General features: G+C 61.1%; 21 protein-coding genes. 12 read left to right on the forward strand and 9 right to left on the reverse strand.

The genetic code is table 11. From position 1 onward, the window contains the following. Positions 1–34: 34 nt before the first annotated feature. Genes ACP7E6_RS11290 through ACP7E6_RS11300 form a run of 3 tightly spaced genes read right to left on the reverse strand, consistent with a single transcriptional unit; the run spans position 35 to position 3,009 of the window. Positions 35–1,363 carry an FMN-binding glutamate synthase family protein gene (locus ACP7E6_RS11290; protein WP_426229860.1) on the reverse strand — a complete coding sequence of 443 codons (1,329 nt, stop codon included), beginning with the start codon at positions 1,361–1,363 and terminating at the stop codon, positions 35–37. Between the two features lie 15 nt (positions 1,364–1,378). Then, positions 1,379–2,065, reverse strand: a complete 687-nt coding sequence (locus ACP7E6_RS11295; RefSeq protein ID WP_426229861.1) for a protein GlxC — start codon at positions 2,063–2,065, stop codon at positions 1,379–1,381. 38 nt (positions 2,066–2,103) lie between these two features. Further along, complete coding sequence (locus ACP7E6_RS11300) at positions 2,104–3,009, reverse strand: class II glutamine amidotransferase (RefSeq protein WP_426229862.1); 906 nt, start codon at positions 3,007–3,009, stop codon at positions 2,104–2,106. Positions 3,010–3,181: 172 nt separating this feature from the next. On the opposite strand from ACP7E6_RS11300, the gene ACP7E6_RS11305 reads away from it, so the two are divergent. Continuing rightward, positions 3,182–3,424, forward strand: coding sequence for a type II toxin-antitoxin system Phd/YefM family antitoxin (locus tag ACP7E6_RS11305; protein ID WP_426229863.1), 243 nt, complete (start codon positions 3,182–3,184; stop codon positions 3,422–3,424). Then, complete coding sequence (locus tag ACP7E6_RS11310) at positions 3,425–3,847, forward strand: type II toxin-antitoxin system VapC family toxin (RefSeq protein ID WP_426229864.1); 423 nt, start codon at positions 3,425–3,427, stop codon at positions 3,845–3,847. It begins immediately after the preceding gene. Between the two features lie 8 nt (positions 3,848–3,855). Here ACP7E6_RS11310 and ACP7E6_RS11315 read toward each other — a convergent pair whose 3' ends face one another. After that, positions 3,856–4,551 (reverse strand): helix-turn-helix domain-containing protein, encoded by a 696-nt coding sequence (locus ACP7E6_RS11315; RefSeq protein ID WP_426229865.1) that lies wholly within the window; start codon positions 4,549–4,551, stop codon positions 3,856–3,858. Positions 4,552–4,625: 74 nt separating this feature from the next. After that, a complete protein-coding gene (locus ACP7E6_RS11320) occupies positions 4,626–5,603 on the reverse strand; it encodes a GlxA family transcriptional regulator (protein ID WP_426229866.1) in 978 nt (325 codons plus the stop codon). Positions 5,604–5,691: 88 nt separating this feature from the next. Here ACP7E6_RS11320 and ACP7E6_RS11325 point away from each other — a divergent pair, with 88 nt between their 5' ends. The 6 genes from ACP7E6_RS11325 (at position 5,692) to ACP7E6_RS11350 (ending at position 11,520) form a co-directional block, all read left to right on the forward strand. Then, positions 5,692–6,942: a sarcosine oxidase subunit beta family protein gene (locus tag ACP7E6_RS11325; protein WP_426229867.1), complete on the forward strand. Its 1,251-nt coding sequence runs from the start codon at positions 5,692–5,694 to the stop codon at positions 6,940–6,942. 9 nt (positions 6,943–6,951) lie between these two features. Further along, a complete protein-coding gene (locus ACP7E6_RS11330) occupies positions 6,952–7,224 on the forward strand; it encodes a sarcosine oxidase subunit delta (RefSeq protein ID WP_426229868.1) in 273 nt (90 codons plus the stop codon). Continuing rightward, positions 7,221–10,178: a sarcosine oxidase subunit alpha gene (locus tag ACP7E6_RS11335; RefSeq protein WP_426229869.1), complete on the forward strand. Its 2,958-nt coding sequence runs from the start codon at positions 7,221–7,223 to the stop codon at positions 10,176–10,178. The genes ACP7E6_RS11330 and ACP7E6_RS11335 overlap by 4 nt, the downstream gene beginning before the upstream one ends. Continuing rightward, a complete protein-coding gene (locus ACP7E6_RS11340; RefSeq protein ID WP_426229870.1) occupies positions 10,171–10,749 on the forward strand; it encodes a sarcosine oxidase subunit gamma family protein in 579 nt (192 codons plus the stop codon). Before ACP7E6_RS11335 ends, ACP7E6_RS11340 begins: the two co-directional genes overlap by 8 nt. A 344-nt stretch (positions 10,750–11,093) precedes the next feature. Next, entirely contained in the window at positions 11,094–11,333 is a 240-nt protein-coding gene (locus ACP7E6_RS11345; protein WP_113247230.1) for a hypothetical protein, read from the forward strand. Positions 11,334–11,379: 46 nt separating this feature from the next. After that, on the forward strand, positions 11,380–11,520 hold the full coding sequence (locus ACP7E6_RS11350; RefSeq protein WP_200953611.1) for a hypothetical protein: 141 nt from the start codon (positions 11,380–11,382) through the stop codon (positions 11,518–11,520). 55 nt (positions 11,521–11,575) lie between these two features. On the opposite strand, the gene hutC is transcribed toward ACP7E6_RS11350, so the two are convergent. Both hutC and ACP7E6_RS11360 read right to left on the reverse strand, forming a co-directional pair. After that, the gene (gene hutC, locus ACP7E6_RS11355; RefSeq protein ID WP_426229871.1) at positions 11,576–12,343 is read right to left on the reverse strand and encodes a histidine utilization repressor; all 768 of its coding nucleotides are present in this window, start codon (positions 12,341–12,343) and stop codon (positions 11,576–11,578) included. Between the two features lie 92 nt (positions 12,344–12,435). Then, positions 12,436–13,776: a formimidoylglutamate deiminase gene (locus ACP7E6_RS11360; RefSeq protein ID WP_426229872.1), complete on the reverse strand. Its 1,341-nt coding sequence runs from the start codon at positions 13,774–13,776 to the stop codon at positions 12,436–12,438. 99 nt (positions 13,777–13,875) lie between these two features. On the opposite strand from ACP7E6_RS11360, the gene hutI reads away from it, so the two are divergent. The 4 genes from hutI (at position 13,876) to hutU (ending at position 19,443) form a co-directional block, all read left to right on the forward strand. Then, positions 13,876–15,126 carry an imidazolonepropionase gene (hutI, locus tag ACP7E6_RS11365; protein WP_426229873.1) on the forward strand — a complete coding sequence of 417 codons (1,251 nt, stop codon included), beginning with the start codon at positions 13,876–13,878 and terminating at the stop codon, positions 15,124–15,126. Between the two features lie 48 nt (positions 15,127–15,174). Further along, positions 15,175–16,710 carry a histidine ammonia-lyase gene (gene hutH / locus ACP7E6_RS11370; protein WP_426229874.1) on the forward strand — a complete coding sequence of 512 codons (1,536 nt, stop codon included), beginning with the start codon at positions 15,175–15,177 and terminating at the stop codon, positions 16,708–16,710. Positions 16,711–16,954: 244 nt separating this feature from the next. Further along, the gene (gene hutG, locus ACP7E6_RS11375; protein ID WP_426229875.1) at positions 16,955–17,773 is read left to right on the forward strand and encodes an N-formylglutamate deformylase; all 819 of its coding nucleotides are present in this window, start codon (positions 16,955–16,957) and stop codon (positions 17,771–17,773) included. Then, entirely contained in the window at positions 17,770–19,443 is a 1,674-nt protein-coding gene (gene hutU, locus ACP7E6_RS11380) for a urocanate hydratase (protein WP_426229876.1), read from the forward strand. The genes hutG and hutU overlap by 4 nt, the downstream gene beginning before the upstream one ends. Before the next feature lie 4 nt (positions 19,444–19,447). On the opposite strand, the gene ACP7E6_RS11385 is transcribed toward hutU, so the two are convergent. Together ACP7E6_RS11385 and ACP7E6_RS11390 are read right to left on the reverse strand one after the other, a co-directional pair. Next, the gene (locus ACP7E6_RS11385; protein ID WP_426229877.1) at positions 19,448–19,783 is read right to left on the reverse strand and encodes a type II toxin-antitoxin system VapC family toxin; all 336 of its coding nucleotides are present in this window, start codon (positions 19,781–19,783) and stop codon (positions 19,448–19,450) included. A gap of 52 nt (positions 19,784–19,835) precedes the next feature. Then, a complete protein-coding gene (locus ACP7E6_RS11390; RefSeq protein WP_426229878.1) occupies positions 19,836–20,096 on the reverse strand; it encodes a type II toxin-antitoxin system Phd/YefM family antitoxin in 261 nt (86 codons plus the stop codon). Between the last annotated feature and the right edge of the window lie 20 nt (positions 20,097–20,116).

Raw genomic sequence — 20,116 nt, forward strand, 5'->3', positions numbered from 1 at the left:
TGAAGATCGTGCAACGGCCTAAGCTATGTTTGGGTCAGAAGCCTCCCTTGCCTGGGATCCAGCTAGTGCCGGCGAGCGGCACCTGCGCCATGGCGGAAGCCTCAAGCGTCAATGCGACGAGGTCTTCCGGCTCCAGATTGTGCAGATGGTTCTTGCCGCAGGCCCTGGCGATCGTCTGGGCTTCCAGCGTCATCACCTTGAGGTAGTTGGCAAGGCGGCGTCCGGCTGCGACAGGATCGAGGCGCTTAGAAAGCTCCGGGTCCTGCGTGGTAATGCCGGCCGGATCCCTGCCTTCGTGCCAGTCGTCATAGGCACCGGCCGTGGTTCCGAGCTTCTGGTATTCCTCTTCCCAGTGCGGATCGTTATCGCCGATGGCAACCAGCGCTGCCGTACCGATGGCAACGGCGTCAGCACCGAGCGCCAAGGCCTTCGCCACATCGGCGCCCGAGCGGATGCCGCCGGAGATGATCAACTGCACCTTGCGGTGCATGCCGAGATCCTGCAGCGCCTGAACGGCGGGCCGGATACAGGCAAGCGTCGGCATGCCGACATTCTCGATGAAGACGTCCTGCGTTGCCGCCGTACCGCCCTGCATGCCGTCGAGCACGACAACATCGGCACCGGCCTTCACGGCGAGGGCCGTATCGTAATAGGGACGCGCGCCACCAACCTTCACATAGATCGGCTTTTCCCAATCGGTGATTTCGCGCAGTTCCATGATCTTGATTTCGAGATCGTCCGGGCCGGTCCAGTCCGGATGCCGGCAGGCCGAGCGCTGGTCGATGCCCTTGGGCAGGTTGCGCATATTGGCGACGCGATCGGATATCTTCTGGCCGAGCAGCATGCCGCCGCCGCCGGGCTTGGCGCCCTGGCCGACGACGATCTCGATGGCGTCTGCGCGGCGCAAATCCTTCGGGTTCATGCCGTAGCGCGACGGCAGATATTGGTAGACCAGCGTCTGAGAGTGGCCGCGCTCCTCGTCCGTCATGCCGCCGTCACCGGTGGTGGTCGAGGTGCCGGCGATCGTCGCACCGCGCCCGAGTGCTTCCTTGGCATTGCCCGAGAGCGCACCGAAGCTCATGCCGGCAATGGTGATCGGGGTCTTCAGCACGATCGGCTTCTTGGCGTAGCGGGCGCCGAGCACGACGGAGGTATCGCATTTCTCGCGGTAGCCTTCGAGCGGGTAACGTGAAATCGAGGCACCGAGGAATAGCAGATCGTCGAAATGCGGAACCTTGCGCTTGGTGCCGGCGCCGCGAATATCGTAGATGCCGGTCGCCGCCGCGCGGCGGATTTCGGCAAGCGTATAATCGTCGAAGGTCGCTGACTTGCGCGGCGGGGTATAGGGGTTGTGATAGCTCATGTGCGGTTCCCTGCCTTAGTACGCATCAGCGTTATCGATGTTGAAATTGTAGAGCGTGCGGGCCGAGCCGTAACGCTTGAACTCCTGCGGCTTGACGTCGGCAATGCCTGCCCTCTCCAGCAACTCGGCGAGCTTCTCGATATGCTCCGGGCGCAGCTCCTTCTCGATGCAATCGGCGCCGAGGCTTTTCACCTCGCCGCGCACGAACAGCTTGGCCTCATAGAGCGAATCCCCAAGCGCATCGCCGGCATTGCCGAGCACCACCAGATGACCCGACTGGCCCATAAAGGCCGACATATGGCCGATATTGCCTTGGACGACGATATCGATGCCTTTCATCGAGATACCGCAGCGCGAGGCCGCATTGCCCTTGATCACCAGCAGACCGCCACGGCCCGTCGCCCCGGCATACTGGCTGGCATCGCCCTCGATGACAACCGTTCCCGACATCATGTTTTCAGCGACACCCGGGCCTGCGGAACCATGGACGGTGACGGCGCCGCCATCGTTCATCCCGGCACAATAATAACCGACGCTGCCGCGCACTTCGACGGTGACCGGCTGGTCGATACCGACGGCGACGGCATGGCTCCCACGTGGATTGACGACCTCGAAATTGGTGTCATTGGCGCCGGGGGCGATGGTGTGAAGCGCGCTGTTCAGTTCGCGCAGCGGCGTGGTGGCTAGATCGAATACGCGCATCGCTTCCAGACTTTCTCGTTTGACGCTGACATCCACGGTTAGGCCGCCTTCTCATGATCCCAGAAATAGACTGTGGCTGGCTCCGGCTCCCAGACACGCGCATTCTCGATGCCCGGCAGGTTGACGAGCGCACGGTATTCGGAGCCGAAGGCGATGTACTGATCGGTTTCGGCCATCACGGCCGGCTTGCAGGCGATCGGATCCCGCACCACGCCGAAGCCAGACTTGGTGCCGACGACGAAGGTGAAGAAACCGTCGAGATCGTCGAGCGCGCTGGTCAGCGCCTGCCCGAGATCCTTGCCCTTGGCCATTTCGGCCGTGAGGTAAGCGGCGGCGACTTCGCTATCGTTCTGCGTCTCGAAGGTCATGCCTTCGCGCACCAGTTCGCGGCGCAAGTTGTTGTGGTTGGAGAGCGAACCATTGTGCACCAGGCACTGGTCGGCACCGGTCGAAAACGGGTGCGCGCCGAGCGTGGTGACGGCCGATTCCGTCGCCATGCGGGTATGGCCGATACCGTGCGTGCCGCCCATCGCGCGAATGCCGAAGCGGGAGACTACATCCTTCGGCAGACCAACTTCCTTGTAGATCTCGACACTATCGCCCGAGCCCATGACCCGGATACCGGCCCGTTCCTGGGCAAGCAGATCACGCACAGCTAGAGCTTTGGCAGCATCGGTCTCGATGACTGCATGCGTGCTCTTCAACTCTACGGTAACGCTGGAATCGACCGGCTTCAGCAGCGCGTCAAGACCGGCAAAATCGTGCTTCGGGTCAGCCGATTGAACGGTGATTTTGGCACGGCCTTCCGACGGCGCGCCGTAGATGGCGATGCCTGCGCTATCAGGCCCGCGGTCGGTCATTATAACCAGCATATCGGACAGCATGGCACCCAATTGCGGCTCCAGGCTCTTGTCCTTCAAAAACAATCCGACAATTCCGCACATGGGGACAATCCTTCGTTTCGTTGATGAAAAGATGGATATCAGCTGCCGTTTTGGATTTCAACTGTGAAGAAAGTTATTTTCTTATCAGGCAATATTCTGCCGGGCTTTCGCAGCGGCTTCTTGTCTTGATTCTTTTTCAGGACTAAAGTCAGCTTTGCTGAAGGAGCAACACATGAGCATTGTAACGCTGTCCGATGCCAAGGATCATCTTACCGATCTTGTGAGCCGTGCCGAGGCGGGGGAAACGATCCAAATTTCAAGTGCGGGCAAGATAGTTGCTCAGTTGACTCCGGCCAAGCCGACCAAGAAACCTATTGATGTCGAAGCGCTCAAACGCCTGACTGAAAGCATGCCTTATCAGGAGACCAGTGCAGGCGAATTCATTCGCACCATGCGTGACAGCGAGCGCTATTGAATGATTTATATTGACACATCCGTTCTCGTGTCGAGCTTGACCAACGAGATGGATACGCACCGTGCACAGGAAGCACTGTTGCGTTTTGAAAACGACGCTCTTTATATCAGCCAGTGGTCAATCACAGAGTTTTCTTCCGCATTGTCGTTAAAGGAACGCGTCGGTGGGATCGGCGCTGGAGACGCAAAACGCGTCAGAGCTCAGTTTTATCAAATGGTTGACGCGTCCCTAGAGGTTTTGGAAGTATCAACCCGGCACTTTAAACTCGCGGCCAGCTTCACGGAAAACTCAAAATTGGCTTTGAGGTCGGGAGATGCTCTTCATCTTGCAATCGCATCCGACCATGAAATGACTATTTGCACCCTCGACAAAAAGATGGCGCGTGCCGGATCGCTTCTCGGAATATCCACGAACTTGTTGTAGCTTTCCCCCTATATACCGCCGCGCGTCTGCGGATAGGAAATGATCGACAGATAGCGGATCGGCAGTTTGACCAGCTCTTCCGGACCGTGGCGCGCATCGGCGTCGAAGAACAGGCTGTCACCCGGCTGCATGGTGAAGAGCCGGTCGCTGTGGCGGTAGACCACTTCGCCTTCCAGCATGTAGAGAAACTCCATGCCTTCGTGCTGGAAAGCCGGGAACGTGTCGGAATCCGCCGTCAGCGTGATCAGATACGGTTCGACGACCACACCGGCGGTGTTGTTGTCTATATGACCCAGCAGATTGTACTGATGGCCGGCGCGGGTGCCGCGCCGTTCCAGCTCGACGCCTTCACCGGCCTTGACGAACACGGCGTTGCGCGGCTCCTCGTAGCGCCGGAAGAACGCGGTGACCGGAACACCGAGCGCCCGCGATAGGGATTGCAGCGTCGTCAGCGACGGCGAAATATTGCCGTTCTCGATCTTCGACAGCATTCCAAGCGAAATGCCGGTGGCGGTGGCGAGGTCGGTGACGGTGATGCCGAGCTTCTTGCGAAAGGCGCGCACCTCGTGACCAATGGCGATTTCGAGATTGTTTTCTTTCGGTTCGCGCAGCGCATGCGGATCCTGCAAGAAGGCAGCCGTCAACGCCGGCTTCTCGTCATCCGTCACACGGCCGATATCGATGACTGGCTGCTTCTTCGCCATGTGGCGCTACCCCCGACTGCAAGACGATCAATCTATCCTGAGAGTGAAATTTTCTCAACCGGGAAGAATATATGTCAGCGCGGTCCTGCACTGCCATTTTGTCGCTGCGAACGCGGCGGCTCGCCGAATGCGGCACGATAGCTGCGTGAGAAATGGCCGGCGCTGGAAAAGCCGGTGGCAAAAGCAATTTCCGAGATGGAGAGAGGGCTTTGCTGCAGCAGACGGCGGGCATGATCGAGTCGCAGCTTGCGGTACTCGAGAAGAAAGGACGACCCCATCTGGCTGGAAAACAGCCGGTCCAAATGGCGCGGCGACAACCCCGCCAAGGCCGCCATCGTCTGGCGATCGAGCGGCGCTTCGATCGTTGCTTCCATCTTCTCCAGCACAGTGAGAAGGCCCGGATGATTGACGCCATAACGCTCCGCCATCGAGCCCCGCTGGGGTGCGCCGGAGCTTTCCACATGGGCATGCAGATACCAGTCGCTGACCCGGCGGGCAAAATCCGAGCCCATACGTTCGGAAATCAGTGCATGCATCATGTCGAGCGGCGCCACGCCGCCGCCGCAGGTGATGCGGTTGCCGTCGAGGACATAGCGCGCCTGACGCGGAGCAAGGTCCGGAAAGGCTTCCATCAGCGCTGGCGCGTGTTCCCAGTGAATGGTGAAATCGCGATCCTCCAGCAATCCCGCCGCAGCCATCAGATAGGGACCGCCGGAAATACCGCCGATGCGCACGCCGTCGCGGGCAAGCTGGCGCAGGCAGGCAAGCACTGCCGGAACATTCCAGTCAACCGGCGTACCGCCAGCACAGATGAACACCGTATGGAGCCCGGAGCCACGGCCCGGCAATGGCGTGGCGGGCACGGGAATGCCCGAAGAGGTCATCCCGGCAACTCCGTCGACAACATGCGCCGACAGGGCATAGATATCCCGGCCCGCGAGCAGATTGGCCGCGCGCAGCGGCTCCACCGCCGAGGCATAGGACATGAGCGCAAATCCCGGAATGAGGACAAAGCCGATCTTCTGGACGTTTTTCAGGTCATCTGCCACCATGTCCCAATCATGACTTAAAACGTCTCTTTCCTGCAAGTACAGAAATGCAATCCTGTCATGATCGGCGGTTCACCGGGATCCCATTGCCATGCGCTATTCTGCCTTTTCTGTTTTTCTGAATGCCCTGCGCGGCAACAAGGACTGGAAGCCTGCATGGCGCAGCCCGGTCCCAAAAAACCATTATGACGTCATCATCATCGGCGGCGGCGGGCATGGTCTGGCCACAGCCTATTATCTTGCCAAGGAATTCGGCGTGACCAATGTGGCGGTGCTGGAAAAGAACTATATCGGCTCCGGCAATGTCGGCCGCAACACGACGATCATCCGCTCCAACTATCTGCTGCAGGGCAACAACCCGTTCTACGAACTGTCGATGAAGCTCTGGGAAGGGCTGGAACAGGACTTCAACTTTAACGCCATGGTCTCGCAGCGCGGCGTGCTCAACCTCTTTCACTCAGACGCCCAGCGCGACGCCTATACCCGGCGCGGCAACGCCATGCGCCTGCACGGCGTCGATGCTGACCTGCTCGACCGCAACGCGGTGCGCCAGATGCTGCCCTTCCTCGATTTCGACAATGCCCGCTTCCCGATCCAGGGCGCACTGATGCAGAAACGTGGCGGTACGGTGCGCCATGACGCCGTGGCCTGGGGCTATGCCCGTGGCGCCGACAGTCGCGGCGTCGATATCATCCAGAATTGCGAGGTCACTGGCATTCGCCGCGAAAACGGCAGCGTCGTGGGTGTCGAAACCAGCCAGGGCTTTATCGGTTGCGGCAAGCTGGCGCTGGCAGCGGCAGGCAACTCGACCACCGTTGCCGACATGGTCGACATGAAACTGCCGATCGAAAGCCATGTGCTGCAGGCCTTCGTCTCCGAGGGGCTGAAACCCTTCATCGACAATGTCGTCACCTTCGGCGCCGGACATTTCTACGTGTCGCAGTCGGACAAGGGCGGTCTCGTCTTCGGCGGCGACATCGATGGCTACAATTCCTATGCCCAGCGCGGCAATCTTGCGACCGTCGAACATGTCGCCGAAGCCGGCGTCGCGATGATCCCGGCTTTGTCGCGCGTCCGCGTGCTGCGCTCCTGGGGCGGCGTCATGGACATGAGCATGGATGGCTCGCCGATCATCGACCGCACGCATATCGACAATCTCTACCTGAACGCCGGCTGGTGTTACGGCGGCTTCAAGGCCACGCCCGCCTCCGGCTTCTGCTACGCCCATCTGATCGCCAAGAACGAACCGCATGAGACCGGTCGCGCCTTCCGGCTCGACCGCTTCGCGCGCGGCCGGATGATCGATGAAAAGGGCGTCGGCTCGCAACCCAATCTGCATTGAGGACCTCATATGGCCAGCCTGATCGCCTGCCCCCATTGCGGGCCGCGCCCCAAGGAAGAATTCACCGTTCGCGGTGACGCCGGCATAACCCGCCCGGCACCGGATGCCGGCGAGGACGCCTGGTACGCTTACGTCTATCTGCGCGACAATCCGCGCGGACACCACAAGGAACATTGGCATCATACATCCGGTTGCCGCCGCTGGCTGGTAGTCGAGCGCGATACGATGACCCATGCAATCTACACTGTCATCGATGCCAGCGCTCAAGGAGAGACCGCATGAGTTCCTACCGTCTTTCCAAGGGCGGCCGCATCGACCGCGCCAAGCCACTCGATTTCAGCTTCGACGGCAAACCAATGCAGGGTTTTTCCGGAGATACGCTGGCCTCGGCGCTCCTCGCCAACGGCCGCCAGTTGGTCGGCCGCAGTTTCAAATATCATCGCCCGCGCGGTATCCTGACGGCAGGCGCCGCCGAACCGAATGCATTGGTGACCATCGGCGAAGGCGGCCGCACCGAAGCCAATACCCGCGCCACTTTGGTCGAGCTTTACAGTGGTCTCACGGCAAAAAGCCAGAATCGCTGGCCCTCGGTCGATTTCGACCTCGGCGCCGTCAACAGCCTGCTCTCGCCCTTCCTCGGTGCCGGCTTCTACTACAAGACCTTCATGTGGCCGGCTGCCTTCTGGGAAAAGGTCTATGAGCCGATCATCCGCAAGGCGGCAGGCCTTGGCCGCGCCACCTATCAGCCCGATCCGGACGCTTACGAAAAATGCTGGGCGCATTGCGACCTGCTGGTGATTGGCGCCGGCCCATCCGGTCTCGCGGCTGCCCTGACGGCGGGCCGTGCCGGTGCCCGTGTCATCCTCGCGGACGAAGGGTTTGGACCCGGTGGGTCTCTGCTCTCCGAGACGGCGCCCATCGGCGGCAAATCCGCAGCCGACCTGCTGGCCCAGACGCTGGCTGAGCTGGCAGATATGCCCAATGTCCGCATTTTCTCCCGCACCACGGTCTTCGGCTGGTACGACGGCAATGTCTTCGGCGCTGTCGAAAACGTGCAGAAGAACACGGCTACAGTGAACCCGAACCGGCCAGTCGAGCGCATCTGGCGCATCGCCGCCAAACAGGCGATCCTCGCTTCCGGCGCCGAAGAGCGGCCGCTGGTGTTCGGCGGCAACGATATTCCCGGCGTGATGATGGCCGGCGCCATGCGATCCTATCTCAACCGCCAGGCTGTCGCGCCTGGAAAAAGCACCGTCATCTTCACCAACGACGCCTCCGGTTACGCGACGGCAGCCGATATGGAAGCCGCCGGCCTCAACGTCGAAGCAATCGTTGACAGCCGCACGGATGCCGCACGCACTTGGTCCGGCAAGGCCCGCATTCTTCCCGGTGCCGTGGTTGTCGATGCGAATGGTGGCAAGAGCCTCAAGGGCGTAACAATCCTTAACAACGGCCGTCCGGAAACGATCTCGGCGGACGCACTCGGCATGTCCGGCGGCTGGAGCCCGATCATCCATATCGCCTGCCATCGCGGCGCAAAACCGGTCTGGTCCGATGCCAAGGCGGCGTTCCTCGCGCCGGAAACCCAAGACGGGCTGACCGTCGCCGGTGCCGCCGCGGGCATTGGCAGTATCGAAGCCTGCCTCTCTGACGGTGCAGGAAAAGCCGCCTCGGTCCTGCAGACGATTGGCTTTTCCAGTGCCACCGCCGCTTTCGCCGCCAAAGCCGATACGGCAACCGTGTCCAGACCGCTCTGGCGCATCCACGGATCGAAGGGCAAGGCTTTTGTCGATTACCAGAACGACGTGCACCTCAAGGATCTCGGCCTCGCCGTCAGCGAGGGCTACGGCCATGTCGAGCTTGCCAAGCGCTACACCACCAATGGCATGGCGACCGATCAGGGTAAGCTGTCCAACATCAACGCCATCGGTATTCTTGCCGAAGCGCGAAAAGTCTCGCCGGCGGATGTCGGCACCACGACGTTCCGGCCTTTCTACACGCCGCTCTCCTTCGGCGCACTGACCGGCGCCTCCAAGGGCAAGCATTTCCAGCCGGTGCGCAAGTCGCCGTTGCAGGACTGGGCCAAGAAGAACGGCGCAGTCTTCGTCGAAACAGGCCTCTGGTACCGCTCCTCCTGGTTCCCGAAAACGGGCGAAACGACATGGCGCGAAAGCGTCGATCGCGAAGTGTTGAATGTCCGCAAGAATGCCGGCATCTGCGATGTCTCCACCCTCGGCAAGATCGAAATCTTCGGCAAGGACGCCGCCGAATTCCTCAACCGGATCTATTGCAACGCTTTCCTGAAGCTGCCGATCGGCAAGGCGCGTTACGGCCTGATGCTGCGCGAAGACGGGATGATCTATGACGACGGCACGACCAGCCGCCTGGGCGAAACCCATTTCTTCATGACAACGACCACGGCCTACGCGGCAGGCGTGATGAACCATCTGGAATTCTGTGCTCAGGCGCTATGGCCCGATCTCGACGTTCAGTTCTCCTCCTCGACCGATCAATGGGCGCAGATCGCCGTTGCCGGACCGAAATCCCGGATGATCCTGCAAACGCTGGTGGACGATGACATGTCCGATGCGGCCTTCCCGTTCCTCGGCGCCAAAGAAGTTTCACTCTGCGGCGGCGCGCTGACCGGCCGGATGTTCCGCATCTCGTTTTCCGGCGAACTGGCCTACGAGCTTGCGGTTCCTGCCGGCTACGGCGAAGCGATCGCCGACGCCATCATGGAAGCAGGCAAACCGCACGGCATCTGCCCCTATGGCGTCGAGGCGCTGGGCGTCATGCGCATCGAGAAAGGCCATGTCACCCATTCCGAAATCAACGGCACCGTCATCCCGTCGGACCTCGGCTTTGCAAAAATGGTATCGGCGGCTAAACCTGACTTCATCGGCAAAGCGATGCTGTCACGGGAAGGTTTGATAGCGGATGACCGGCTCTCGCTGGTCGGTGTGAAGCCGCTCGATCCGGCAACCACCTTCAAGACAGGTTCGCATATTCTCTCCGACGGCGCTGTCCCCTCGCTTGAAAACGACCAAGGCTACGTCTCCTCCAGCTGCTACTCGCCGAACCTTGGCTCGACCATCGGCCTAGCTCTGGTCAAGCACGGCCCGAAGCGCCATGGCGAGCATGTCACTGTGTGGAATGACCTGAAAAACGAATATACCAAAGCCGTGCTGTGCAGCCCGGTGTTCTTCGATCCGGAAAACGGAAAGCTCCATGGCTGATTTTGCGCTCCTCCACCGCCCTGCCCTTGCCGATGCCAAGTCCGGTTCGTTTGGCGCACCGTCAACCAACAGCCGGATCATGCTAACGGCTCTGCCGGAAGGTCACGTGCTGCACGTTCTCGCCGCACGCGGCAGCGGAGACCTGACAGACCTGATCCCGCGAATTGGCGTTGGCGATGGCACCCCGCATGCCGTGCGGCCCTATGGCCCCGGACAATGGTTCGTCATCGGCGATGCTCCCCTCTCCGCAGCGGAGATTTTCGCCAAGACACCGCTTCTGGATGGTAAGGCGTCCATTTCCGATCAGGGCCATGGACGCGTCCGGATCGGCATCAGCGGCATGTCCGTCGAAGCGGTCCTCGCCAAGGGCACGGCGGTCGATCTCGCTCTGCCGAATTTCCCGGTTGGCCATTCCGCAATGACCTTGATCGGCCATATCTCGGCCCTCATTTCCCGGACGGGACCGGAAAGCTTCGAGCTTCTGGTGTTACGCGGTTTTGCCGAAAGCCTCTGGGATGAACTGATCCAGATGAGCCTCGAATTCGGCATCGATGCCCGCACCGGAAAATGAGCGATATGAGGACAATGGTGAGCCTCAATTAAACCTCAATTGACGCTAACCTTGACCGCAATCGTTCTTTGGCCAAAGCTTGGCTACTCGCGGTGCTGGGTATTTCCGGCCCGCCAATCTCAATCCAAATTTTCGATTGTCCCGCCCCTGGTATCGCCATGGGGCTTGGGCACGTCTATTATACGCGATATGAACGTTTCCGGCCGGCACTCGGCAGGGATTGACCACGGATGGACTGGCAGCTCCCGACCCGGCAGACGCTCCTTGAAAAAAAGCGGATATGACCAAGACGGGGCCAGGCTCCGCTTTTTTCATTTCCATTTTTGACGTCAAGGAGAACGGCCATGCCTACCAACTCCGCCCCGCCCAGAGGGCAGCCCAAGTCCCGGCTGCACCGCTTTTCCATCGGACAAAAGGTCCGGATGAAAAGTACCGTCGGTTTGTCATTGCGCGACGAAACGATTTTTCGCATTCTCGCAACATTGCCCATCCGGGATGGTTCGCCGCAATATCGGATTCGCACCGAAGGCGAGACCTACGAACGGGTAACGACAGAAGACAATCTGGAAGACGCCAAAGGGTAGAGCCGCCGTGCTCACCCTCCACAGATCGAACGAGGAAGGACAGCCCATGGCCAAGGGACAGGCAAAGAGCAACAAGGAAGTCAGGAAGCCGAAGAAGGACAAGGAAGCTGTCAAGACAGCGACCCCTTTCGCCGCGACGACCCAGAAGGAAGTTCCCAAACTCTCCGGCGCAAAGCCGAAGAAGTAAGATAGCAATGCAAGGGACGGCGCCGAATAACCTGCGCCGCCCCTTGCATTTTCGTCTATTTGGGTTGCGACGGCGTGAAATTGGCAATCAGCGCGTGCCGTTCGCCCGGATAGATCAGGCGAACGTGGGTGACATAGGAACCGTTGCTCCACGTCCGCCGCTCGACCGTCAGACACGGCGTTCCGCTCGGAACTGCTAGAGCCGCCGCAATCGTCTCATTGGCAGCGATGGCCCGGATCGTGTGTTCGGCAGCACTCCAGGGCACCCGGTTCAGAAGCCATGGACCCGGTGCCTCGACATCGAAGGTTTCCGCTGCCGCATCCGGCACAGCCGTCAGATTGATCAGGCGCTGCTCGAAGCAAAACGGCCTTGTGCCGCCGAAATGCGTGCAGTTCACCTCCAGAATTGAAGCTGTAGCGTTTAGACCGAGCCTGTGCTTGTCATCAGTGGTGCTGCGGCGGCGGGTTTTGCTCAAAAGCCGGTAGTCATAGGCAAGACCGAGCGACTGGACCTCAAGCTTGATGTCGCGAATTTCCAGTACGGCCGACTGCGCCCGCGGCTGCGTGACATAGCTACCGGACTTTCGCCGCCGCTCAATAAGCCCCGTCTTCGCTAGCTGTGTCAGCGCCTTGTTCACGGTCATCCGCGAACAGTTATATTGCTCGGCCAAATCAACTTCGAACGGAATGCGGAAACCAGGCTGCCATTCGCCGGACAGAATGCGGTCCTCGATATCGCCGAGGATGCGCTGATGCAGCGACAGGTCGCCTGCACTTTCGACAAGCGACCCATCAACGGCCTGATCGATACCCTGCGATTTCACCACATTCTCACCTTCAACACATCCTGTTCGGTCCTAGCAGGAACTGTTCAGCGCCGCTTGTCTGGAAAAGACGTGGTAGCGGACCGGAACCTTCAGGCCAACAGCTCACGCATGACGCTGCGGAATTTGGCCGATATCTCATCACGCCTGTGATGGCGACCGCCTTCGACCTGCTTGTGGCCCGCCACCCAGACATTGTCCGGCTTCGTGCCGTTGGCAAACAGCCAGGAATCTAGAACCGCGTCATCGGCAAGATCCCCATCCGGCGCCCGCAGGCTGACGAAATCGGCCGGATTGCCAGCGGCGATCCCGGTTTTGGCCGCCGTGGCGATACCGCCACCGTCGATAGCCCCGTCAAACAGCGCGCGGCCGGTCGATTGGCCGGGCGCAGCCAGAACGTTGCGGGAGCGGTGGGCCAGGCGCTGCGAATATTCAAGCTGGCGCAGTTCATCCGGCAGACCGATCAGCACGTTGGAATCCGAACCGATGCCGAACTTGCCGCCCGCTTCGCCGAAGACGACCGCATTGAACGTGCCGTCGCCGAGATTGGCCTCGGTGATCGGGCATAGGCCGGCGATCGCCTTGCTCTCAGCCATGCGTCGGGTTTCGTCGTCGGTCATGTGCGTTGCATGGATCAGGCACCAGCGGCCATCGAGCCCGGCATTGTCGAGCAGCCATTCGACCGGCCTCGCCCCGGACCAGGCAATGCAATCCTCAACTTCCTTGACCTGTTCGGCCACATGGATGTGGATCGGCCCATCCTTCGCCATCGCGACGACGGCGGACAGCTCGTCCGGCGTCACCGCCCGCAGGCTATGAGGTGCAACACCGACGCGGCCCTCCGGCAGATCCTTGACTGCGGTACGGCAACCCTCGAGCAGCCGCTCGAAGCTCTCGATATTATTGATGAACCTGCGCTGATCTTCGTTCGGTGCCGCGCCGCCGAAGGTCGAATGGGCGTAAAAAACCGGGAGAAGTGTCAGGCCGATCCCCGTCTGGGAAGCCGCCGAGGCGATGCGCTGCGCCATTTCGGCAATATCGGCATAAGCGCGGCCATCGATATCATGGTGCAGATAGTGGAACTCGCCGACGCGCGAAAAGCCTGCCTCCAGCATTTCCATATAGAGCTGGCTGGCAACGGCCTCGGCATGATCCGGGGTCATCGACAGGGCGAACCGGTACATCACATTGCGCCAGCTCCAGAAACTGTCGGCGCCAGGGCCACGCGTTTCGGCAAGACCCGCCATGCCGCGCTGGAACGCGTGGCTGTGCAGGTTCGGCATGCCGGGGACCAGGATATCGTGGCGCTCGTCGCCTGCCTGCGCCTCCGCTCCCGCCTCGACGATGGCGATCCGGCCGCTCGCGATCGTCAGCCGCACATCCTTCTGCCATCCCGCCGGCGTCAGAGCCGATTTCACATGAATGCTGGTCAAGGCCTCATCCCTTCCTGACTGCGTCGGTCAAAAAAACCACTTGCGCCGATTTTCTTTATGTCTATACATAATGGCACGAAAAGGAAAGGCTAGAAAACGATGTCTTCCATAAAATCGGCACCCGACAGCCCCCGGCCAACCGCCTGCGACCGCCTCTGGCGAAACGCCCGGCTTGTGACCCTGAACCCCGCATTGCCGGGCCTCGGCCTCATCGAAAATGGCGTCATTGCCGTTCAGGACGGGCGCATCCTCTATGCCGGAGACCAAGCAAACCTGCCCTTCCCGATCGAGAATGCCGCCGAGATCATCGATTGCGGCGGCCGCTGGATCACCCCCGGCCTGATCGACTGCCACACGCATCTGGTGCATGCTGGCGACCGCGCCAACGAATTCGAAATGCGGCTTGCCGGCGCCACCTATGAAGAGGTCTCACGCGCCGGTGGCGGTATCGTTTCCTCCGTTCGCTCGCTGCGCGAAGCCAGCGAAGACGAGCTCGTCGCCCAAGCCCTTCCCCGCCTGGACGCCCTGATGGCTGAGGGTGTCACCACCGTCGAAATCAAATCCGGCTACGGCCTCGACCTGGAAAATGAAGCCAAGGCCCTGCGCGCCGCCCGCCGGCTGAGCGACGAGCGCGACGTCGCCATCCGCACCACATTCCTCGGCGCTCACGCTTTGCCGCCGGAATTCAAGGGCGACAAGGCCGGCTATATCGCCAAGGTCGTCAATGAGATGCTGCCCGCGATTGCTGCCGAAGGACTGGCCGATGCGGTCGATGGTTTCTGCGAAGGCATCGCCTTTTCGACCGACGAAATGCGGCTGGTATTCGATGCGGCCAAAGCCCATGGCCTGCCGGTCAAGCTGCATGCCGATCAACTCTCCAACCTGCATGGCGCAGCCCTTGCCGCCGAATATGGCGCGCTGTCGGCCGATCATCTCGAATATACCGACGAAGCCGGCGCAGAAGCGATGGCAAAGAGCGGCACCGTTGCCGTCATCCTGCCCGGCGCCTTCTATTTCATCCGCGAGACGAAGAAGCCACCAGTCGAGCTGTTCCGCAAGGCAGGCGTTGCGATGGCGATCGCCACCGACAACAATCCCGGTACCTCGCCGCTGACCTCGCTGCTGTTGACTATGAACATGGCCGCCACCCTGTTCGGCATGACGGTCACCGAATGCATTGCCGGCGTAACGCGAGAGGCAGCGCGCGCATTGGGTCTGGTCGATGAGGTGGGGACGCTGGAGGCTGGAAAATGGGCCGATTTCGCCATCTGGAACATCGGGCGACCGGCCGAACTCGTCTACCGCATGGGCTTCAACCCGCTTCATGCGCGCGTCCGCAACGGACACTGAATTTGGAGACGCGTGAGCTTGGCTCCGCGCATTGGTGAGGACTGACTTATGACGCTTATTCTTCAGCCGGGCTCCGTCCCGCTTTCGACGCTTGAAACCATCTACTGGACCGGCGAACCTGCCCGGCTTGATCCCTCGTTCTACAAGGGCATCGAGAAGGCCGCCGCCCGCATCGCCGAGATCGCCGCCGGCAACGCGCCGGTTTACGGCATCAATACCGGCTTCGGAAAACTGGCGAGCATCAAGATCGACGCTGCCGATGTCGCCACCCTGCAGCGCAATCTGATCCTGTCGCATTGCTGCGGCGTCGGCCAGCCGCTGGCTGAAAACATCGTCCGCTTGATCATGGCGCTGAAACTCGTCTCGCTCGGCCGTGGCGCCTCCGGCACGCGGCTCGAACTCGTTCGCCTGATCGAGGGCATGCTCGACAAGGGCGTCATCCCGGTCATCCCGGAAAAGGGTTCCGTCGGCGCTTCCGGCGATCTGGCCCCACTTGCCCATATGGCAGCGGTGATGATGGGCGAAGGTGAAGCCTTCTTCAACGGCGAGCAGCTTGACGGCCGCACGGCTCTGGAACGCGCCGGCCTGACGCCGGTCGTGCTGGCCGCCAAGGAAGGCCTGGCGCTGATCAACGGGACGCAAGTCTCGACCGCATTGGCGCTCGCCGGCCTTTTCCGCGCCCACCGCGCAGCGCAATCTACCCTCATCACCGGTGCGCTTTCGACCGATGCCGCCATGGGTTCGTCGGCACCGTTCCATCCGGATATCCACACCCTGCGCGGCCATAAGGGCCAGATCGACGCCGCCGCCGCCCTGCGCAGCCTGCTCAAGGGCTCGGTGATCCGCGAAAGCCATATGGAAGGCGACGAGCGGGTTCAGGATCCCTATTGCATCCGCTGCCAGCCGCAGGTCGATGGCGCCTGCCTCGATCTCTTGCGCTCGGTTGCCCGCACGCTCGAAATCGAAGCCAACGCAGTGACCGACAATCCGCTGGTTCTGTCCGACAATTCCGTCGTCTCCGGCGGCAATTTCCACGCCGAACCGGTAGCCTTCGCCGCTGACCAGATCGCGCTTGCCATCTGCGAGATCGGCGCCATCTCGCAGCGCCGTATCGCGCTTCTGGTCGATCCGGCCCTCTCCTATGGCCTGCCGGCGTTCCTCGCCAAGACGCCGGGCCTTAACTCTGGCCTGATGATTGCCGAAGTCACCTCGGCAGCGCTGATGTCGGAAAACAAGCAGATGTCGCATCCGGCCTCGGTCGATTCGACGCCGACCTCGGCCAACCAGGAAGACCATGTCTCCATGGCCTGCCACGGCGCCCGCCGCCTGCTGCAGATGACCGATAATCTCTTCGCCATCATCGGCATCGAGGCGCTGACCGCCGCCCAGGGCATCGACTTCCGCGCCCCGCTCGTTACCAGCCCGGAGCTGACCAACGCCATCGTCGCGATCCGCAAGGTTGTCCCGACACTGGACGTCGACCGTTACATGGCGACCGACCTCAAGGCCGCAACCGACCTCGTTGCCACCGGCGCGCTGAACGCCGCGGTTTCAAGCGGCATTTTGCCGGTTCTGGAGGCGTGACAATGATGGATAAGACCCTTTCTCCTCCCCACCACAGATGTAGATTGGAAGCGGTGGCGCCGGTCTCCCTCTTCTCCCCAGCGGGGAGAAGAGCCGAGCGTATGCGAGGCGATGAGGGGGTCTTAACCGCGAATTCGGAGCAAGCTACCCCCCTCATCCGACCCTTCGGGCCACCTTCTCCCCGCTGGGGAGAAGAGGGAGTAAGACGCCCGCTCAGTGAAAGCATCAGGCAGGAGGGATTCTTATGAGCGTCTTCGAAGTGAAACAGGGCACGTCGCCGATCATTCTCGGTTTCCCGCACACCGGCACCGATGTGCCGCCGGCCATCTGGGAGCGCCTCAACGACACCGGCCGGCTGCTGACCGATACCGACTGGCATATCCATCACCTCTACGATGGCCTGCTGCCTGACGTCACAACGGTGCGCGCCACTTTCCACCGCTACGTCCTCGATGCCAACCGCGATCCGGAGGGCGTCAGCCTTTATCCCGGCCAGAACACCACCGGGCTCATTCCGGAAACCGATTTCGACGGTGTCCCGATTTGGAAGGACGGTGAGGAGCCGAACGAAGCCGACATTGCCGCCCGTCTCGCCGAATTTCACGCGCCCTATCATGCGGCACTCTCAGCCGAAATCGAGCGGGTGAAGGCGATCCACGGCATCGCCGTGCTTTATGACTGCCATTCGATCCGGTCGGACATACCGTTCCTGTTCGAAGGCACCTTGCCCGATTTCAACGTCGGTACCGATATGGGCAAGACCTGCGATCCAGCCATTCAGGACGCAACGGTCGATGTCGTTTTGAATGCCGAGGGCTATACCAGCATCCTCAACGGCCGCTTCAAGGGCGGATGGACGACGCGTCATTACAGCGATCAGGAAAATGGCGTGCACACGATCCAGATGGAGCTGGCACAATCCACGCATCTGAGCACCGAAGCCCCGCCCTTTGCCTATGACCAAGCCAAGGCGGCCAAACTTCGCATTCACCTCAAAGACATTCTCACGCGCATCGAAACAACGGCGCTGACACTGGCACACACCAAAAGGGGAACAAAATGACCAATCCTCGTCACAACATCCGCGACGTCCGCGCCGCCCGTGGCACCGAACTGACGGCAAAATCCTGGATGACCGAAGCGCCGCTTCGCATGCTGATGAACAATCTCGATCCTGAAGTGGCCGAGAACCCGCATGAACTGGTGGTCTACGGCGGCATCGGCCGCGCCGCCCGCACCTGGGCCGATTTCGACAAGATCGTCGAAACGCTGCGCGACCTCAACGAAGACGAAACCCTGATGGTGCAGTCGGGCAAGCCGGTCGGCGTTTTTCGCACCCACAAGGATGCGCCGCGCGTTCTGATCGCCAACTCCAACCTCGTACCCCATTGGGCGACCTGGGATCACTTCAACGAACTGGATAAGAAGGGTCTCGCCATGTACGGCCAGATGACGGCCGGTTCGTGGATCTATATCGGTACGCAGGGCATCGTTCAGGGCACCTACGAGACCTTCGTCGAGGCCGGACGCCAGCATTACGACGACAATCTCAAGGGCAAATGGGTGCTGACCGGCGGTCTCGGCGGCATGGGCGGCGCCCAGCCGCTCGCAGCCGTCATGGCCGGCGCCTGCTGCCTTGCGGTCGAATGCAACCCCGATTCGATCGATTTTCGCCTGCGCACCCGCTATGTCGACGAGAAGGCCGAAACGCTGGACGAGGCGATGGAGATGATCGCGCGCTGGACCGCTGCCGGCGAAGCCAAGTCCGTCGGCCTGCTCGGCAACTGCGCCGAAATCCTGCCGGAAATGGTCCGCCGCAGCATCCGCCCGGACATGGTCACCGACCAGACCTCCGCCCATGACCCGATCAACGGCTATCTGCCGAAGGGCTGGACAATGGCCGAGTGGAAGCAAAAGCGCGAAAGCGATCCGAAGTCCGTCGAAAAGGCCGCCCGCGCCTCGATGCGCGAACATGTCGAAGCGATGATCGCCTTCCAGGACATGGGCGTCCCGACCTTCGACTATGGCAACAACATCCGCCAGGTCGCCAAGGACGAGGGCCTCGAAAACGCCTTTTCCTTCCCGGGCTTTGTCCCCGCCTATATCCGGCCGCTGTTTTGCCGCGGCATCGGTCCGTTCCGCTGGGCAGCGCTTTCGGGCGATCCGGAAGATATCCGCAAGACCGACGCCAAGGTGAAGGAACTCACCCCCGGCAACAAGCACCTGCACAACTGGCTCGACATGGCCGCCGAGCGCATCGCCTTTCAAGGTTTGCCGGCGCGCATTTGCTGGGTCGGCCTCGGCGATCGCCACCGCCTCGGCCTCGCCTTCAACGAGATGGTCAGGACCGGCGAACTCTCCGCCCCGGTCGTCATCGGCCGCGACCACCTCGATTCAGGCTCCGTCGCCTCGCCGAACCGCGAGACCGAAGCGATGAAGGACGGCTCGGACGCCGTCTCCGACTGGCCGCTCTTGAACGCGCTGCTCAACACCGCATCGGGCGCCACCTGGGTGTCGCTGCACCATGGCGGCGGCGTCGGCATGGGCTTCTCGCAGCATTCCGGCGTCGTCATCTGCGCCGATGGCACCGACGATGCGGCCCACCGCCTGGAGCGCGTGCTCTGGAACGACCCGGCCACCGGCGTCATGCGCCACGCCGATGCGGGCTATGACATCGCCATCGACTGCGCCAAGGAAAAGGGGCTGAGGTTACCGGGTATTCTGGGCAACTAGGGCTTTAGGTCAGCGGATATTTCGGAAGTCCGGGATAGCGTAGGACCATATCGTCAACCGTTATGAGAGGAACCCCTTCGATGATCGCCTGAGCAATCAGGATGCGATCGAAGGGGTCCTTGTGAAGCAGCGGCAAACCGGCAATCGCGATTGCGTGTTCGCTGTTGATGGGAAGCTCGGTATATCCGTTTTCGAGAAGGCGATAACGCAGGACAAAGGATCGGTGCGAAAATCGTCCCGCCCGCGACCCTGTTTTATCGCTGTTTCCAAGATGCTGGGGAGGACTGAACAGGAGTTTGCCGCTCTCGTCTTCGATGAGCCGCCTGACATTGTCCGGCATCAGATGATACCGCCCGCCGCCCAAATCAGGATATGTGGATCGAGCAGAACTCTCATCGATCTTTGAATTTGTCTGGATTGCCGTAAAACATCTCTTCGATTTCTTCGGCCATCATCGTATCGAAGTCATCAGGTACGGTGATTTCGCCAGCCATGAAACCAATGCGGCGCTTCGGCATTTCCGCCTCATCCAGCGGCACCAGCTTGCCGATCGGCTTTCCAGCCTTGGCGATAATGAAGGACTCCCCCTTCGAGACCTTCTCCATCAGGCGGGACAGATGCGTCTTTGCCTCGTGAATAGTGACAGTTTCCATCATCGCCCTCCTTCGGACTT

The sequence above is a fragment of the Pararhizobium sp. DWP3-4 genome (genome assembly GCF_049898205.1).
Taxonomy (GTDB): domain Bacteria; phylum Pseudomonadota; class Alphaproteobacteria; order Rhizobiales; family Rhizobiaceae; genus Pararhizobium.

What these genes read in the sequence shown, in the direction of transcription:
- ACP7E6_RS11315 (WP_426229865.1), bottom strand. Translation starts at nt 4,551, where the DNA reads ATGGCGAAGAAGCAGCCAGTCATCGATATCGGCCGTGTGACGGATGAC.
- hutU (WP_426229876.1), top strand. Translation starts at nt 17,770, where the DNA reads ATGACCAATCCTCGTCACAACATCCGCGACGTCCGCGCCGCCCGTGGC.
- ACP7E6_RS11320 (WP_426229866.1), bottom strand. Translation starts at nt 5,603, where the DNA reads ATGGTGGCAGATGACCTGAAAAACGTCCAGAAGATCGGCTTTGTCCTC.
- ACP7E6_RS11330 (WP_426229868.1), top strand. Translation starts at nt 6,952, where the DNA reads ATGGCCAGCCTGATCGCCTGCCCCCATTGCGGGCCGCGCCCCAAGGAA.
- ACP7E6_RS11340 (WP_426229870.1), top strand. Translation starts at nt 10,171, where the DNA reads ATGGCTGATTTTGCGCTCCTCCACCGCCCTGCCCTTGCCGATGCCAAG.
- hutH (WP_426229874.1), top strand. Translation starts at nt 15,175, where the DNA reads ATGACGCTTATTCTTCAGCCGGGCTCCGTCCCGCTTTCGACGCTTGAA.
- ACP7E6_RS11305 (WP_426229863.1), top strand. Translation starts at nt 3,182, where the DNA reads ATGAGCATTGTAACGCTGTCCGATGCCAAGGATCATCTTACCGATCTT.
- hutG (WP_426229875.1), top strand. Translation starts at nt 16,955, where the DNA reads ATGAGCGTCTTCGAAGTGAAACAGGGCACGTCGCCGATCATTCTCGGT.
- ACP7E6_RS11390 (WP_426229878.1), bottom strand. Translation starts at nt 20,096, where the DNA reads ATGGAAACTGTCACTATTCACGAGGCAAAGACGCATCTGTCCCGCCTG.
- ACP7E6_RS11325 (WP_426229867.1), top strand. Translation starts at nt 5,692, where the DNA reads ATGCGCTATTCTGCCTTTTCTGTTTTTCTGAATGCCCTGCGCGGCAAC.
- ACP7E6_RS11300 (WP_426229862.1), bottom strand. Translation starts at nt 3,009, where the DNA reads ATGTGCGGAATTGTCGGATTGTTTTTGAAGGACAAGAGCCTGGAGCCG.
- ACP7E6_RS11290 (WP_426229860.1), bottom strand. Translation starts at nt 1,363, where the DNA reads ATGAGCTATCACAACCCCTATACCCCGCCGCGCAAGTCAGCGACCTTC.
- ACP7E6_RS11350 (WP_200953611.1), top strand. Translation starts at nt 11,380, where the DNA reads ATGGCCAAGGGACAGGCAAAGAGCAACAAGGAAGTCAGGAAGCCGAAG.
- ACP7E6_RS11385 (WP_426229877.1), bottom strand. Translation starts at nt 19,783, where the DNA reads ATGCCGGACAATGTCAGGCGGCTCATCGAAGACGAGAGCGGCAAACTC.
- hutI (WP_426229873.1), top strand. Translation starts at nt 13,876, where the DNA reads ATGTCTTCCATAAAATCGGCACCCGACAGCCCCCGGCCAACCGCCTGC.
- ACP7E6_RS11335 (WP_426229869.1), top strand. Translation starts at nt 7,221, where the DNA reads ATGAGTTCCTACCGTCTTTCCAAGGGCGGCCGCATCGACCGCGCCAAG.
- ACP7E6_RS11345 (WP_113247230.1), top strand. Translation starts at nt 11,094, where the DNA reads ATGCCTACCAACTCCGCCCCGCCCAGAGGGCAGCCCAAGTCCCGGCTG.
- ACP7E6_RS11295 (WP_426229861.1), bottom strand. Translation starts at nt 2,065, where the DNA reads ATGCGCGTATTCGATCTAGCCACCACGCCGCTGCGCGAACTGAACAGC.
- ACP7E6_RS11310 (WP_426229864.1), top strand. Translation starts at nt 3,425, where the DNA reads ATGATTTATATTGACACATCCGTTCTCGTGTCGAGCTTGACCAACGAG.